The sequence below is a fragment of the Paludibacterium yongneupense DSM 18731 genome (assembly GCF_000422925.1).
Lineage (GTDB): Bacteria > Pseudomonadota > Gammaproteobacteria > Burkholderiales > Chromobacteriaceae > Paludibacterium > Paludibacterium yongneupense.
The window spans coordinates 71,452-86,300 of record NZ_AUGZ01000010.1 but is presented as its reverse complement, the minus strand read 5'-3'; the positions used below and the strand labels follow the sequence as shown (position 1 = coordinate 86,300).

The 14,849-nt window shown below is 64.6% G+C and carries 15 protein-coding genes; 10 read left to right on the top strand and 5 right to left on the bottom strand.

Features of this window, described 5'->3' with window-relative positions; translation table 11 throughout:
- Nucleotides 1-127 precede the first annotated feature (127 nt).
- On the top strand, nt 128-1,312 hold the full coding sequence (locus tag G520_RS21895; RefSeq protein WP_036665597.1) for a multidrug effflux MFS transporter: 1,185 nt from the start codon (nt 128-130) through the stop codon (nt 1,310-1,312).
- A gap of 15 nt (nt 1,313-1,327) precedes the next feature.
- On the opposite strand, the gene G520_RS0106875 is transcribed toward G520_RS21895, so the two are convergent.
- A complete protein-coding gene (locus G520_RS0106875; protein ID WP_028535009.1) occupies nt 1,328-1,879 on the bottom strand; it encodes an NUDIX hydrolase in 552 nt (183 codons plus the stop codon).
- 313 nt (nt 1,880-2,192) lie between these two features.
- On the opposite strand from G520_RS0106875, the gene G520_RS0106865 reads away from it, so the two are divergent.
- Together G520_RS0106865 and G520_RS0106860 are read left to right on the top strand one after the other, a co-directional pair.
- Nucleotides 2,193-2,738 carry a PEP-CTERM sorting domain-containing protein gene (locus tag G520_RS0106865; protein WP_028535008.1) on the top strand — a complete coding sequence of 182 codons (546 nt, stop codon included), beginning with the start codon at nt 2,193-2,195 and terminating at the stop codon, nt 2,736-2,738.
- 37 nt (nt 2,739-2,775) lie between these two features.
- Nucleotides 2,776-3,303: a PEP-CTERM sorting domain-containing protein gene (locus tag G520_RS0106860; RefSeq protein ID WP_028535007.1), complete on the top strand. Its 528-nt coding sequence runs from the start codon at nt 2,776-2,778 to the stop codon at nt 3,301-3,303.
- A 37-nt stretch (nt 3,304-3,340) separates the two neighbouring features.
- On the opposite strand, the gene G520_RS0106855 is transcribed toward G520_RS0106860, so the two are convergent.
- Nucleotides 3,341-3,679, bottom strand: coding sequence for a translation initiation factor Sui1 (locus G520_RS0106855; protein WP_028535006.1), 339 nt, complete (start codon nt 3,677-3,679; stop codon nt 3,341-3,343).
- Between the two features lie 110 nt (nt 3,680-3,789).
- Between G520_RS0106855 and G520_RS0106850 the strand changes: the two genes are divergently transcribed.
- Entirely contained in the window at nt 3,790-4,884 is a 1,095-nt protein-coding gene (locus G520_RS0106850; RefSeq protein ID WP_028535005.1) for an NADH:flavin oxidoreductase/NADH oxidase, read from the top strand.
- A 14-nt stretch (nt 4,885-4,898) separates the two neighbouring features.
- Here the strand turns inward: G520_RS0106850 and G520_RS0106845 are convergent, their stop codons facing one another.
- Nucleotides 4,899-6,524 (bottom strand): methyl-accepting chemotaxis protein, encoded by a 1,626-nt coding sequence (locus tag G520_RS0106845; protein WP_028535004.1) that lies wholly within the window; start codon nt 6,522-6,524, stop codon nt 4,899-4,901.
- Nucleotides 6,525-6,628: 104 nt separating this feature from the next.
- Nucleotides 6,629-8,149: a CYTH and CHAD domain-containing protein gene (locus tag G520_RS21890; RefSeq protein WP_051229171.1), complete on the bottom strand. Its 1,521-nt coding sequence runs from the start codon at nt 8,147-8,149 to the stop codon at nt 6,629-6,631.
- Between the two features lie 158 nt (nt 8,150-8,307).
- Here G520_RS21890 and G520_RS0106835 point away from each other — a divergent pair, with 158 nt between their 5' ends.
- From G520_RS0106835 to G520_RS0106820, 4 genes are all read left to right on the top strand, one after another.
- A complete protein-coding gene (locus G520_RS0106835; protein WP_028535003.1) occupies nt 8,308-9,471 on the top strand; it encodes an iron-containing alcohol dehydrogenase in 1,164 nt (387 codons plus the stop codon).
- Nucleotides 9,472-9,554: 83 nt separating this feature from the next.
- Nucleotides 9,555-10,268, top strand: a complete 714-nt coding sequence (folE, locus tag G520_RS0106830; RefSeq protein WP_028535002.1) for a GTP cyclohydrolase I — start codon at nt 9,555-9,557, stop codon at nt 10,266-10,268.
- A 2-nt stretch (nt 10,269-10,270) separates the two neighbouring features.
- Nucleotides 10,271-10,696 (top strand): BLUF domain-containing protein, encoded by a 426-nt coding sequence (locus G520_RS0106825; RefSeq protein ID WP_028535001.1) that lies wholly within the window; start codon nt 10,271-10,273, stop codon nt 10,694-10,696.
- Nucleotides 10,697-10,832: 136 nt separating this feature from the next.
- Nucleotides 10,833-11,846 carry a S1/P1 nuclease gene (locus G520_RS0106820; protein ID WP_028535000.1) on the top strand — a complete coding sequence of 338 codons (1,014 nt, stop codon included), beginning with the start codon at nt 10,833-10,835 and terminating at the stop codon, nt 11,844-11,846.
- A 10-nt stretch (nt 11,847-11,856) separates the two neighbouring features.
- Here G520_RS0106820 and G520_RS0106815 read toward each other — a convergent pair whose 3' ends face one another.
- The gene (locus tag G520_RS0106815) at nt 11,857-13,071 is read right to left on the bottom strand and encodes an MFS transporter (protein WP_051229169.1); all 1,215 of its coding nucleotides are present in this window, start codon (nt 13,069-13,071) and stop codon (nt 11,857-11,859) included.
- A 101-nt stretch (nt 13,072-13,172) separates the two neighbouring features.
- Between G520_RS0106815 and G520_RS0106810 the strand changes: the two genes are divergently transcribed.
- Nucleotides 13,173-13,949 carry an AraC family transcriptional regulator gene (locus G520_RS0106810; RefSeq protein WP_028534998.1) on the top strand — a complete coding sequence of 259 codons (777 nt, stop codon included), beginning with the start codon at nt 13,173-13,175 and terminating at the stop codon, nt 13,947-13,949.
- 237 nt (nt 13,950-14,186) lie between these two features.
- Nucleotides 14,187-14,828: a YitT family protein gene (locus tag G520_RS0106805; RefSeq protein ID WP_051229167.1), complete on the top strand. Its 642-nt coding sequence runs from the start codon at nt 14,187-14,189 to the stop codon at nt 14,826-14,828.
- The last annotated feature ends 21 nt before the right edge of the window (nt 14,829-14,849 follow it).

Below are 14,849 nucleotides of genomic sequence, written 5' to 3'. Positions count from 1 at the left end.
CCGATCGTCTAGAAAATCAATCCGTGCGGGGAGTCCGGAGGGCGACCCTCGCAAGCAGAGGCGCAGCAAGCTGTGCGGCGATCCTATACTATACGGACTCTATAAAATATCTCGCCGAAATGAGCGCATGCCGACACTCGCTTTGACCCTGATTCTGTCCGGACTCTCCATGATCGGCCCGCTCGGGATCGACACCTACCTGCCGTCGTTCCCGTCGCTTGCGCGCGAGTTCGCTGTCGACCCGCTGGTCGTGCAACAGACGCTGACTGCGTATGTGAGCGCCTTCGCCGCCATGATGCTGTTTTCCGGCACCGTGTCCGACTCCTTCGGCCGCCGCCCGGTCCTGCTGGTATCCCTGCTGTGCTATGCCGTCGCGGCGGTCGGCGCTGCGGCGGCTCCTAGCATCGGTTGGCTGATTTTTCTGCGCGCGTTGCAGGGCATGTCGGCCGGGGCCGGCGTGGTCATCGGACGCGCGGTGGTGCAGGACCGGTTCGAGGGCGCGGCGGCACGGCGCGTGATGTCTCACATCACAATGGTGTTTGGTCTGGCGCCGGCGATCGCTCCGGTGCTCGGGGGCTGGCTGCAGGCGACCCTGGGCTGGCGTTCCGTGTTCGTGTTTCTGGCCGTGTTCGGCGCCGGCATGTGGCTCGCGTGCTGGCGCGGATTGCCGGAAAGTCTGCCGCCCGAGCGGCGGCATCCCTTTCACTTGCTGACCATCGTGCGGCGCTATCTCCAGGTCGGGCTCGATCCGTCCTTCATGACCATGTCCTTGGGACTGGGTTTTGTGTACTGCGGCATCCCGCTTTACATCGGTTCGGCCGCCAGCTTTGTGATGACGATTCTGCATCTGCCGGAAACCGCATTCGCCTGGATGTTCGTGCCGCTGGTCGGCGGCTTGATGCTGGGCGCCATGCTCGCCGCCCGGCGGGCGGGCACGAGCGGCGCGCGGCAGATGATCCGCCTCGGCTATCTGATCATGTTTGTTTCGGTCGCGCTCAACGCCGTCTATGCCTCGGCCTTGCCGGTACGGGTGCCGTGGGCCGTCCTGCCGCTGTTCGGCTATGGCTTCGGCCTCGCGCTGGCCGGGCCCAGCATGACGGTGATGGCCCTGTCGCTGTTCCCTGAGATGCGCGGCCTGGCGGCATCGCTGCAGGGTTTTCTGCAGATGATGATTTTTGCGCTGGTGTCCGGCTTCGTCGCGCCACTGGTGTTCGACAGTGCGGCAAAACTGGCGTACTGCCATCTGGCCGGGCTGGCGCTCAGCCTCGTCCTGTGGCGCCGCGGCTGTCGCCGGGTCGCGTGCGGCCATTGAGCGCCGGGGCGTCGTTCAGCGCGGCAGCAGCCCCTTCAGGCGCAACAGGCCGAGCACGGCGACGGTGGTGGCATCCGTGATCTCGCCTGCCGTTATCATCGCCTCGACCTGGTCGAGGCCGATGCATTTCGCTTCCAGCCCTTCCTCTTCCGGGTCGGGATCGCTGCCGACGTGAGTCAACCCGCTGGCCAGATAGATGTGATAGCGCTGGTTCGAAAAAGCGCACCCCAGATGCAGATGTCCCGCGTACACGAGCGAGGCGGCGGCGAAGCCGGTTTCTTCCCGCAGCTCTGCCGCGGCCAGCACCGCGTGATCGACGTCGGCCTGGTCTTCCCATGAACCCTGCGGCAGCTCCAGGCTGCGAGCGCCGACCGGGTAGCGATATTGCTCGACCATCATCAGTCCGCCTTCATGCAGGGCGGCGATGGCGACGAAGTCGGGTTTTTCTACCACTCCATAGAGACCGATCGCACCGCTGCGACGCCGTATGCGGTCTTCGCGCACCTTCATCCAGCGGTTCTCGTAAACGATGCGGCTGGAGAGGGTTTCGATTTCGGGCTGCGACATGAGGTTCTCCTGTGGGTTGAACGAGGGTCGATCGGTGGCGGAATGTAGGGATGGTCGTTGTTTCGCAATACAAAATCATTAATTTAATACTGTTTAAACAAAAATGATTGAATGGCCGGTTTCCAGCGGATAAAACACTGAAGTGTAAACACCGGCCACATGCATGACGTCGCGGCCGATGCGCATTCTGCCTGGGCTGTCGGCAACGGCGCCGGGACGGATCGCGTGGACGCGGCGGCAGGAGCTGCCCGGCTTCGACGGTCCGTTCCCGGCGCGGTCATCGTCCCGCCCGTTTTTTAGGAGTATCGCAAAGATGCAACCCCGATTCGCTCTGGCCGCCATCATGCTCGGGCTCAGCGCTTTTGCGCAGGCCCGGATTGCGGTAACGCCAGGAACGCTGGCGATGGTCATCCCTCTTGGCGGTAATTTGTATCTCGAGACCGCCACCGAACATTTTACGCTCGCCGCCGGTGAGTCGCTGCAGGCGTTCAACCTCGAAACCGTGTTGCAGACGACGAGCCAGCCGCTGTTCGGGTTGACCGCCGTGTTGTACTCCGGTTCGACGGCGAGCGGGAGCGTGCTGTGGACGGGCAGCCCCGGTACGACTACGCCGGCCATCCCCTGGACCGGAACGGTCAGCGGGGTCGTCTACGACAGCCTGTTCAAGGTGACGCCCGCGAACGTACTCGGCCCAGGCACGTATACCTTGTCCTTTTACGGGACGGGTGGCCGTAACGTGGCCGGCACCGTGACGTCGAGCATTGCGCCGGTGCCGGAACCGGAAACCTATTCCCTTATCGGAATGGGGCTGGTCGGGATGCTGCTGGCGCGCCGTCGCAAAACGCCCCTGCCGGTTTGAACGCCTGTTCGCTTCAGTACGACGGAGAAAGACTACCATGAAACTTATTTCGAGCATTCTCGGCATGCTACTGGCGATGAGCTTGCAGGCGCGAGCCGATGTCATCACCTTGAACCCGGTCATCACCTTCGGCGGGTTCAACTTTGTCACGGCACCGGCGATCACGATCGACCTGCCTTCGCGCAGCATGTGGAACCCCGACGCGTTAAGCGTCGTATTCCAGGCCGCCCACGAGAGCCCGGGGCTGACTTCGCTGTCCTTCTCCATCACCTCGCTGGATGGTGAGACGGCCTATGATATGGGCGCATTTGCCACAAGCGGCGGCTATGTGTACGGCAAGCAGACCTATGTCGTGCCTGCGGGCAGCAGTCAGACGCTGCTCGGCGGCGGCAGCTATCAATTGCTGCTCTACGGACAGACCTCCGACCCGAACCTGGAGGGAACGCTGACGACGTCGCTGACGCCGGCGGTGCCGGAGCCGGAAAGCTATGCGCTGCTCGGTCTCGGTCTGACTGCCCTGATCATGCGCCGTCGCGGTGTCCGCCGCGCGACCGTTCCCGCCTGATTCCGGCCCGGCGCGGCGGTTTTCCGCCGCCGCGCCTTCAGCCGCGCTTGACCTTGAAGCCGCGTTTTTCCAGTTCCGCCGCCACCCCGTCCACATGGTTGCCCTGGATCTCGATCACGCCGTCGGCGACTGTGCCGCCCGAGCCGCACAAGCGTCGCAGTTCGCGCGCCAGTACCGCCAGCTCGACCCTGGCCAGCGGCGTGCCGCGGACGGTGGTGACTTCGCGCCCCTTGCGGCCGCCGGTCTCGCGGCGCACGGTGACCGTCGAACCCGGTGCTGGCACGGTCTCCTGCTTGCAATGGCAGTCGGCGACCGGGTAGCTGCAATCGGGGCAGATGCGACCCGTTTCGGTCGAATAGACAAGTCGGGACGACATGGGAAGGTTCCTTCAGAATTTTTCGCCAGTGTAGCTCAAGGCTTGACGCTGCGGCCGTCCAGTTCGATGCTGTGCTGGCCGAATTCAAACGAATCAACGCAGGAGCGACCATGAGCCAACTGTTTTCCCAGTACCGGATCGGCCGACTGGCCCTGAAAAACCGGATCGTCATCGCCCCGATGTGCCAGTACTCGGCTGTCGACGGGGCCGCCGGAGACTGGCATCGCATGCACCTCGGCCATCTGGCCGTGTCGGGGGCCGGGCTTCTGATTCTGGAGGCCACGGCGGTGGCGCCCGAGGGCCGGATTTCGAATCGCGATCTGGGGTTGTGGTCCGACGAGACAGAACACGCATTGCGCCAGGTGGTGACGAGCGTGCGCACATTCTCCGATATCCCGCTCGCGATCCAGCTCGGGCATGCCGGGCGCAAGGCGTCGGCGCAGCTTCCGTGGGAAGGCGGCCGTCGCCTGCCGGTCAGCGAGGGGGGCTGGCAGGTGCTCGCGCCCTCGGCCGTGGCCTACGGGCCGGACGAGGACGCCCCGCTGGCGCTGGATGCGGCAGGACTGGAGCAGATCCGTGCCGACTTCGCCGCTGCCGCGCGCCGCGCCGCGCGGCTCGGTTTTGCCGCCGTCGAATTGCATGGCGCACACGGTTATCTGCTGCACCAGTTCCTGTCGCCGCTTTCCAACCACCGCGAGGACGCCTACGGAGGTTCGCTGGAAAATCGCATGCGCTTTCCGCTCGAAGTCATGGCCGAGGTGCGTGCGGCGTTTCCGGCCGAGCGCCCGGTCGGGATCCGGATCTCGGCCACCGACTGGGTCGCCGGTGGCTGGGATCTCGAGCAAAGCCTGGAGTTTGCGCGCCGCCTGCGTACGCTGGGCTGCGATTTCATCCATGTCTCGAGCGGGGGGCTCTCGCCCGAGCAGCAGATCGTGCTCGGGAGCGGCTATCAACTGCCTTTCGCCGAGCGCATCCGGCGCGAAACCGGCATGACGACGATAGGCGTCGGCCTGATTACCGAACCCGAAGAGGCCGAGGCCGCCGTCGCGCAAGGACGCGCCGATCTGGTGGCGCTCGGACGCGCGATGCTGTATGACCCGCGCTGGCCGTGGCATGCCGCCGCGCGCCTGGGGGCGAGCGTGGAGGCCCCGCCGCAGTACTGGCGTTGCCAGCCGCGCGGACTGAAGGATTTGTTCAAGGCCTGAGACGCCGCCCGGCCTCAGATCCTGAAGCGCGATACCGACTCGCGCAGGGATTCGGCCAGTTGCTCCAGCTCCAGTGCGGCGGAAACGGTTTGGCGGATGGCCAGATCGTTGTCGCGTGCGCGCTCGGCGATGGCCTCTATATTCAGGGCCACCGACTCGCTGACTTGGCGTTGCTGGGTGGTGACGGTGACGATTTGTTCCAGTTCGTCGCGTACTCCGCCCACCGATTCCTGTGCCGAGTCGAGAACGCCGGCCACGCGTTCGGCCGAAACATGGCTGGAGGTCAGTTGCTCGAGGCTGGCGACCACGGTCAGCCTGACCGCTTCCGACTTTTGATTCAGCGACTGGGTGACGCGGTCTATTTCGCTGGCCGACGAGGCCGATCTTTCGGCCAGCTTGCGCACCTCGTCGGCGACGACGGCGAAGCCTCGGCCCTGTTCGCCCGCGCGCGCGGCCTCGATGGAGGCATTGAGTGCGAGCATATTGGTCTGGTCCGCGATTTCGCGCACCTGACGCGTCATGGCGGTGATTTCGTTGGTCGAGGCCATCAGGTCGTTTTCTGCCTGCGCCATGCGCCGCATCGCTTCTTCGACCTGCGCGATATCGGTACGCAACAAGGTCAAACTGCGCCGACCTTCGGCCGAGCGTGCGAGGCTTTCATCGGCGTGGTGGCGCACCTGCCCGCTATTGCCCGCGATCTCGCTGATATGCCCGGCCAGTTCGTCGACGGCCTCCGAAGCGGCTTGCGATTGCGCGGTCTGCTGGTTGGAACCGGCTTCCAGCCGGCCCGAGCCCTCGGTGAGCGCGTGCGCGGCCGCCGAGACGGCGGTGGCCGAGGCGCCGACCTGCCGTACCAGGTCGGCGATGGTCGACAACATCTGGTTGAAACGCTGTGCCGCCAGGCCGATTTCATCTTGGTTGCTCGCGTCCAGCCGGCGCGATAAATCGCCCTCCCCCTTGGCGATGTCGGCCAGCCCGCGCTCCATCGCGTGCAGCGGGCGGGTGACGAAGCGGCGGATGAAGAGGTAGACCACGGCCATCAAGGGCAGCGAAATCAGCAGGGCGAACAGCACGCTCTGGTCGCGGAAGCGCTGAACCGAAGCGTTGGTCTTGGCCAGCGAGATACGCATGCTGACCACCCCTAGCGGTGTTTTGTCAGAGACCAGATGGCAGGCCAGGCAGTTCTTGCCGAGATAGCGCGACGAAGCGATGGCAGGAAAAACGACGTGCAGATTCTCTCCGATGGGGGGGGACGATTCGATTGCCATATGCGGCTGGCCGTCGGCGAGTGCGGCGCGTTCCATTTCGTCCCGGGGCTGGGCTTCGCCTCCCTGGCCGGGGCCGAATTGCTTGACGACGGCCTCGCCGCGGACGACGCGCAAATCGCGAACGGCTTCGAGCTCGCGTATCTGATCGAGGAAGACGTTACGCTGGCCAACGGTGCCGGTAATCATCATGCCGGTGAGGCCGGCCAGCGTCATCTCGTTGATGCTCCTGGCCATGTCGTGCGCTTGATCGACCGCGATATCGCGATTGACCCGGGTTTCCCAGGCGATCATCGTCCCCCAAGCCAGCATCAGGCACAGCCAGATCGCCACCACCAGGCGCAACCAAATCGGCCAATCGGAAAATTTGCGCATATACCCAAGCAGCCGCCAGACGCGACTGTCCTCCTCGTGTGTTTTTTGTTATTAAACCCCGCGTCCTTGTCGACGCGTTTTGCTAATCGTTATAGAACAGGGGGCTACCTTTTTCCGTGCCCCCGTGCGCTGCGGATTTTCCAGAAACCGTCGCGGCGCGCGAGCAGGCGTACGTTTTTATCTTGCCCGGGCCTGCGGGTGTCCGCTTCGCGTTCCCGTAGCGCGCGCAAGGTCGTCTCGACCGCGGCGGCCAGCGCCGGTCGCCGCCGCCCCAGGCTGGTCAGCAGTTTACCCGCGATGATGGCGTCGTTGTCTGCCCCCAATTCTTGCTGCAGCCTTTGCAAGAGGGGCAGGTAACGCTGTACCGCGCGCGCGCGGTACAGCCCGCTGAAAAATTCGCTCAAGTAACGCAGCTTTTTGACCCGCTTGCGCAATTCGTGCCGTCTCTGCCCGGAGAGCTGTTTCCAGTCGCATGCGAGCCGCCGTACGCGTCGGTCATGGCGCTCGAGCAGGCGTGGCACGAAATCGCGAAGCGGCAGGCGGCGGTCGGCGGCTTCAAGCGCGGCCCGGTGCAACTGCCTGAGCAAGACGAGCAAGAGGCGGGCAAATGCGGGGGTTGCCAGCGCGGCGCGCGCCTGCCGCATCGCCAGCACGCGCTGGCGTTCCAGTTCCGGGTGCAGCGCGCAGAGATCGACCCCGTTGAGCGAGGGCAACGTCTCATGCATGCAGACGTCGAGGTCGCGAACGGCACCGAGTTTGAGCGAACAGTCCGCCAGCGCCTGGGCGTGTTCGGCCTGATCCTCCGCCGGGGCGATGCGGTTGAGTTCTGCGACGGCCAGGCGCAGGCGCCGCAGTGCGATTCGGGCCTGATGCACGCACTCGACCGGGTCGGCCCCGTGTTCCAGGGCGCGCCGGTTGTCCAAAAGATGGCGCATGGCTTCGCGCACCATCGCGGCGATGGCTTCGGACGGGCTTATGTGCGGGGACAGCGGGGGAATCTGCGCAGCGCTCGGAGAGGGGGTGCCGGCGCCACGCAACAAGGCGTAGCCAAGTGCGGCCTTGTTGCCGGTTTCGGGTATCAGCGGCAAGGACTGCGCAAGCTCGATCGCCAGGGCAAACAGAGCATCCACGGGGCCTGCCTGCAACTCGAGCTCGATCTCGTTGATTTCGGCGCGCCGCTCTCCCGCGTGTATGCTGCCTGTATCCAGAGCCACCTCGATGCGGGCCGATGCGTAGTCGAGCAGCCAGCGCCGGCGGCGAAGGCGGACTTCGAAAACCGCGTCCAGCGCCGCTCCCTGCATCAGTGCCCAGTCGCGCGTCGGCGCATGCTCGATCCGTTCGGGATCAAGCCGCGGGCCGGCGATTTCCGCCTCGAATTCCTCGCGCGCATGCAGGCCGCCACCCGCGCATTGCGCGAGCTTCAGTGTCTGCCAGTAGCAACCGTCCCGGCGGCGTATGCGCAGGCCGCAGTCGCGCCGGGCCAGATCCCGGTCGGGGGTGTCGAAATAGACGTCTCGCAAGCGCGAGTCGGCGGGGCCTTCCATCACCGCTGCCAGCGTCTCCATGCCGCGTATGAATGCCGCATTATGTCTCTTGCCGAGGCTGAGTTTGAGTTCTGTTTCCATGAGCTCACAGCGTGGGGGAAAAGGTGTAACCACTCTAGCCCTTAATGGCATATGAATAAAGCCCGGCACCGTCTGCGGCGGCGGGTGTAAACTGCAGCAGCCAGCCCAAGGCAGCGCAAAGCCGGCGGCGGGCGCTTCTGTTGCAAGGGCAACTCAAAATGAATAATTTCAGCGTATATAACCCGACCCGTATCCATTTCGGCCATGGGCAGATCGCTCGTCTCGCCGATGAAATTCCGGCCGGGGCACGCGTGATGCTGGTGTCCGGTGGCGGCAGCATCCGGCGCAATGGCGTTCACGCCGAGGTCATGGCGGCGCTGGCAGGGCGCGAGGTGATCGAGTTTGCCGGCGTCGAAGCCAACCCGGAGTACGAAACCCTGCTGGTGGCGGTGGCCGAGGGGCGGTGCAACGGCGTGGACTGGATACTCGGCGTCGGTGGCGGCTCGGTTCTGGACGCAGCCAAATTCATTGCCGCCGCTATTTTACTGCCGACCGATATCGATCCCTGGCTGATCGTGGGCAACCGCACTTCGCTGGCTGCCGCCTTGCCTATCGCATGCGTGCTGACGCTTCCCGCGACCGGCTCGGAGAGTAATTTCACCTCGGTGATCACCCGGCGCGGGACGAAGGACAAGATTTCGTTCAAGAACCCGCTGGTTTTTCCGCGCTGTTGCGTGATGGACCCCGCCGTCTGTCGCAGCCTGCCGCCACGGCAGTTGGGCAATGGCCTGGTCGACGCCTTTGTGCATACCACCGAACAATATCTGACCTATGCGAATGACTCGCGCTTGCAGGACCGGCTGGCGGAAGGCATTCTCCAGACCCTGATCGAAGTCGCGCCGCCCTTGCTGGCCGACCCAGGCGATATGGCTGCGGCGGCCAACTTCATGTGGGCCGCCAATCAGGCGATGTTCGGCCTGGTCGGGGCCGGGAGGCCGCAGGACTGGACCGCCCATGCGATCAGCCATGAGTTGACGGCGCTGTTCGGTATCGACCACGGGCAGACTCTGGCGCTGATCTTGCCCAGTCTGCTCGAGTATGGCTTGGCGGCCAAGCGCGAGCGACTCGCCCAGTACGGGCGCCGGGTATGGGGCTTGAGCGGGGAGGACGAAGCCGTCGCCCGGGCGGCGATAAACCGCACCCGCGATTTTTTCGAGGCCTGCGGCGTGGCGACCCGGCTCGCGGATTACGGTGTCGACGATGCGGACGCGGCTGCGCGGGCGGTGCAGGCGCAATTGCAGCGCCATGGCCGCCTCGCCTTGGGCGAGCGGCAGAATTTGACCCCTGCCGATTGTGCCGCGATTGTGCGCGGCGCCGCTTGAGTGTGAATTGGTAAATTTATCTACCATGTAGTAAATTAATTGGATTATCCACATGAAACCGGATATCGATTTTCTCGATCTATATGTCTAACAAATCACTTCGATCTGACTCCCCCGCCATCGCTCCGGTCGCTGCACGCATTCGCGAACGGCTGCAAGCGGCTGGTGCGCGTTTTCATGCCAACGACAATATTGCCGACTACATCGAGGAGGGCGAACTTGCCGCCTTGCAAGGCGAGGTCCAGGCCGGTCTGATGTCCGTGCTGGAAAGCCTGGTCATCGATACCGAGAACGACCACAACACGCGGGACACGGCGCGGCGCGTGGCCAAGATGTTCGTGCAGGAAGTGTTCCGCGGCCGCTATCACCCCATGCCGGCGGTGACCGAGTTTCCCAATGTCGAACGTCTCAACGAGTTGATGATCATCGGGCCTATCCAGGTGCGCAGCGCGTGCTCGCATCACCTGTGCCCTATCGTCGGCAAAGTGTGGGTCGGCGTCATGCCGAACGAACACTCCAATTTGATCGGGCTGTCCAAGTTCGTGCGCCTGATCGACTGGATTATGAGCCGGCCGCAGATTCAGGAAGAGGCGGTTTCGCAAGTGGCGAGTCTGCTGATGGACAAATTGCAGCCGGACGGTCTTGCCATCGTGATGGAAGCCGACCATTTCTGCATGCATTGGCGCGGCGTGAAGGATGTGGATTCCAAGATGATCAATAGCGTCATGCGCGGATCCTTCCTTCGCGACGCCGATCTGCGGCGCGAATTTCTCGCGCTGATCTCACGACGGGAGTAAGCATGCTGGTGCGATTGATCTATGCGAGCCGATCGCTGGCGCCGATCGACAACGATTTGACGGAAAAGGTTCTGGCTGCCGCGCGCAGCTATAACCCGGCCCACGGCATCACGGGCGTGCTGTGCTACAGCGACGCCATCTTCGTGCAGGCACTGGAAGGTGGGCGCGAAGAGGTCAATCGCCTGTACGCGAGAATCCAGAGCGACCCCCGGCACAAGGAGCTGACGCTGCTGGATTATGCCGAAATCGGCGCCCGCCGGTTTTCGGATTGGACGATGGGCCGGGTCCGGCTCGACAAGATCAACCTCTCCCTGCTGCTGAAGTATTCGGACAAGGCGAGTTTCGACCCTTTCTGTGCCACCGGCCGCGCCACTGCGGCGTTGCTGGACGAGTTGGCCGCTGCCGGCGCCATCACCGTGCGCGGCTGAGCAAACCGTCCGCGTGCGGTGCGGATGCCTGCCCCGCCATTCTCGCCTTTCCCTCTGGTCCTTCGGACAGCAGCGCCTGCGCTTGCGTTTGCTTACGCTGATCGCGCGGCGCTTGCCGCTATCCAGAGGAAACAGCATGTCTATTCTGTGTCGCGTTGCCGGTCTTGCCCTGTCGAGTGTCGTGTCCGCTTCTGCGCTGGGCTGGGGAGCCGCAGGGCATCAGAGTGCAGGCGCCATCGCCGACGTCCTGATCGCCGGGAGCCACGCAGCCGGCCAGACCCGCAGCCTGCTCGGGCCATGGTCCTTGCGCACGGCGGCGCTGTGGGCCGACTGCGCTAAAGGCGTGGTGCGCGCCGCCGATGGCTATGCTTACGCGCCGGCGCGCCATTATCCGGAGTGCGCCGTGTTCGAGACGCCGCAATACGAAGCCGAGATGGTGGATTTCGTGCGGCGCAACGATAGCCAATGCCGGCCGGGAGCGGGCGAAGAAGCGTGCCATCGGCAATACCACTACAGCGATATCGCCTGGCAGCGCGGCGCTTACCTGCCGGGAGCGGCCGGCAGCAGCGACCATGATGTGGTCGCTGCGGTATCGGCCGCCGTCCTCGTCCTGCGCGGGGGCAGCGCACCGGCGCCGTTTTCCATCGCCGGGCCGCGCGAGGCGCTGCTGCTGCTCGCGCATCTGGTCGGCGACATGCACCAGCCCCTGCATGTCGGCGCCGTCTATCTGGATGCAGACGGCGCCATGGTCGACCCCGACCGCGATGGCGACGATCCGGCCACGCACACCCGGGGCGGCAACGCCATCCGGCTTGGACACGGCTCGCTGCATGCGCTGTGGGACAGCGTCCCGCGCCGTTTCGGTCCCGAGCGGGCCCTAGACACGCTGTTGCCGCTGGCACGCCGAGTGGCGCCGACGCCCGGCGACAACACTGCCTGGCCGCGGGTCTGGGCCGACGAGACGGTGGCGCTATCGGCACAAGCCTTTGCCGGCATCGCTTTTGGCGTGCGGGAGGGGCGGGGTGGCGACGCGGCCTGGTCGGCACGACTGCCCGACGGCTACGAGCGGATGCGCGAAGACATCGATCGTCGGCAACTGGCCCGCGCAGGCGCCCGGCTGGCGCAGTTGCTGCAGACGATCTGGCCTTAGCCGGGAAGACTCAGGCGGCCGCGGCCGAGGCACGCCGGTGCAGATCGGGCAGCAGCGCGGTGACGATGCCGATCAGCGGCAGCCAGGCGCAAAGCCGGTAGACGAAGACGATGCCGTGGCTGTCGGCGGTCACGCCCAGCAGCGCGGCCCCGAGTCCGCCCAGGCCGAAGGCGAGTCCGAAGAACAGCCCTGAAATCATGCCGACCTTGCCTGGCACCAGTTCCTGGGCAAAAACGAGAATCGCCGAGAATGCCGATGCCAGCACGAAGCCGATGATGACGCTGAGGACGCCGGTCCATTCCAGGTTGGCGTAAGGCAGCAGCATCGTGAATGGCGCGACGCCGAGGATGGAGAACCAGATCACGCGCTTGCGGCCGACAGCGTCGCCGATCGGGCCGCCGAGCACGGTTCCGGCCGCCACGGCGAACAGAAAGACGAACAGATGCAGTTGCGCCGAGCGCATGCCGAGTCCGAAGCGTTGCATCAGATAGAAGGTGTAGTAGCTGGTCAGGCTGGCCAGATAGAAATATTTGGAAACCAGCAGCATCACCAGTACGCCGAGCGAGAACAGCACGCGCCGCGGCGATAGCGAATGGCTGGGGCCGGCTGCGCGTTTGGCGCCGTTGCGATGTTGCAGTCGCGCCCAGCCGCCTATACGCCACAGTACGAGCATGGCCAGCAGCGCGACCGGGGCGAACCAGACCAGGCCCGGCTGGCCGAGCGGCAGCACGATCAGCGCTGCCAGCAGCGGACCGGTGGCGGTGCCGGCATTGCCGCCGACCTGGAACAGGGACTGCGCGAGCCCGAAACGCCCGCCCGATGCCATCCGCGCCACGCGCGAGGATTCGGGGTGGAAGATGGACGAGCCGGTTCCGACCAGGGCGGCGGCCGCGAGCAGCAAGCCGAAGCTGTGCGCCGAGGATAGCAGCAGCAGGCCGCACAGGGTCACCCCCATGCCATAGACCAGCGAGTACGGCAGTGGCCGCTTGTCGGTGTAGATGCCGACCAGAGGCTGCAGCAGCGAGGCGGTGCACTGGTAGGTCAGCGTCATCAGGCCGATCTGGGCGAAGCTCAGGTGGTAGTTGCCTTTGAGCAAGGGGTAGAGCGCCACGATCAGCGATTGCAGCATATCGTTGAGAAAGTGCGCGAGACTGATGCCGCCGAGCACATCGAAGCAGGTCTTGCCGGGAGGATTCCGAGTCAGCGTCGTAGTCGTCGTGTTCATGGTGTTGAGACGTATTCCAGTTGCGGATGGCTTATAGTAGCAATGACATAAATGCCAGTCCTGCGAAAACAGGGCGATAATCTCATCAAAAGAGGCGGTGCATGACGATTCCCAGCCGGCATGAACAGGACCGCGGCGAAGCGCCGGTGGTCGCCCGCTCATACGATCATCTGCCGGGCGAAGCGGAACGGCATCGGCACCCGACGGCACAGCTGCTGTATGCCGTCTCCGGGGTCATGGTGGTGACCACCGAGCAGGGGCGCTGGATCGTGCCGCCAACGCGCGGACTGTGGTTGCCCATCGGAACCTGGCATCGGGTGCGGATGGTCGGCCGCGTGCGCATGCGTACCATCTATGTGCGCGAGGACGCGCTGGAAGGCTTGCCCGACGAGTGCCGCGTGGTCGGCATTCCGCCGCTGCTGCGCGAATTGATGCTCGCCGCCATGCATGTCCCGCTGCACTACGCCGTCGCTTCGCGCGACGATTTGCTGATGCGTTTGCTGCTGGCCGAGATCCGTACCCTGCCGGCGCTTGCGCTATCCTTGCCGCGGCCGTCCACGCCACCCTTGTGCCGCGTGTGCGACGATCTGCTGGCGCAACCGGACGACGGACGATCGGTGCAGGCGTGGGCGGCGTCGATAGCCATCGATCCGCGCACCTTGCAACGCCGCTTTCTGCGCGAAACCGGTCTGACCTTTGGCCAGTGGCGGCGCCAGGCGCGCCTGCTCGTGGCGCTGGAGCGCCTGGCCGGTGGCGAGCGCGTTCTCGATGTCGCGCTCGATCTCGGCTATGCCAGCCCCAACGCCTTCGCCACCATGTTCAAGCGCGAACTGGGCGTGCCGCCCAGCCTGTTTTTTGCCCCTGGCGAGGCTGTTTGAGCGACGATGGCGGCACCCTCGGCCTTGGGTCGATGTCGGGGGCATGATCGTGCTTTGAAATGCCGATTAAAGACAATAAGTTTCAAAATTCTGGGTGTGGCCGGAGCGTTTCGCCCCTGTTTCGGGGGTAAATCAGGGCATTATCGTTGGCGGTGGAATGGTTATTGCTAATAGCCCGGGATAAGCGCGGGAGCGTGATCCCGCTATTGACTCCACCGTTCACTGATCGAGCCAACCATGACCGACACCCCCAGTCCCGACTCCGCAGCCGAGTCGAACGCCATTTCGCGGCACACACTGCTTGAGGACGTACAGGCCATCGTCATCGGCACCTTGTTCGTTTCCTTCGGTGCCGCTCTCTACGGGCGAGCGGGTCTGCTGACCGGCGGAACCGCCGGGCTCGCCTTCCTGTTGCACTACATCACGTCGCTGCGTTTTGGCATCGTGTTTTTTGTGATCAATCTGCCCTTCTACTATCTGTCGATCAAGCGGATGGGATGGCGCTTCACGATCAAGACCTTCATCGCCATCGCCCTGGTTTCTCTATTCACCGAGTTGCACCCGCACTTCATCCGCATCGATACGCTGGCACCGCTCTATGCCAGCGTGCTCGGCGGGCTGCTGATGGGGGCCGGTTTTCTGATGCTGTTCCGGCACCAGGCCAGCCTGGGCGGTGTGAACATCGTCGCTCTCTATCTGCAAGACAAACATGGCATCCGCGCGGGCAAGCTGCAGATGGCCGTCGATGTGGCCATCGTGCTGGCATCGTTGTTTGTCGTCGAACCACGGCTTATCGCCTGCTCGGTGGCCGGTGCGGTGGCGCTTAATCTCGTACTGGCGGTCAATCACCGCCCCGGACGCTACCAGGGCATGTCGTAGGCGGCGGCCGCGCCGGATGGA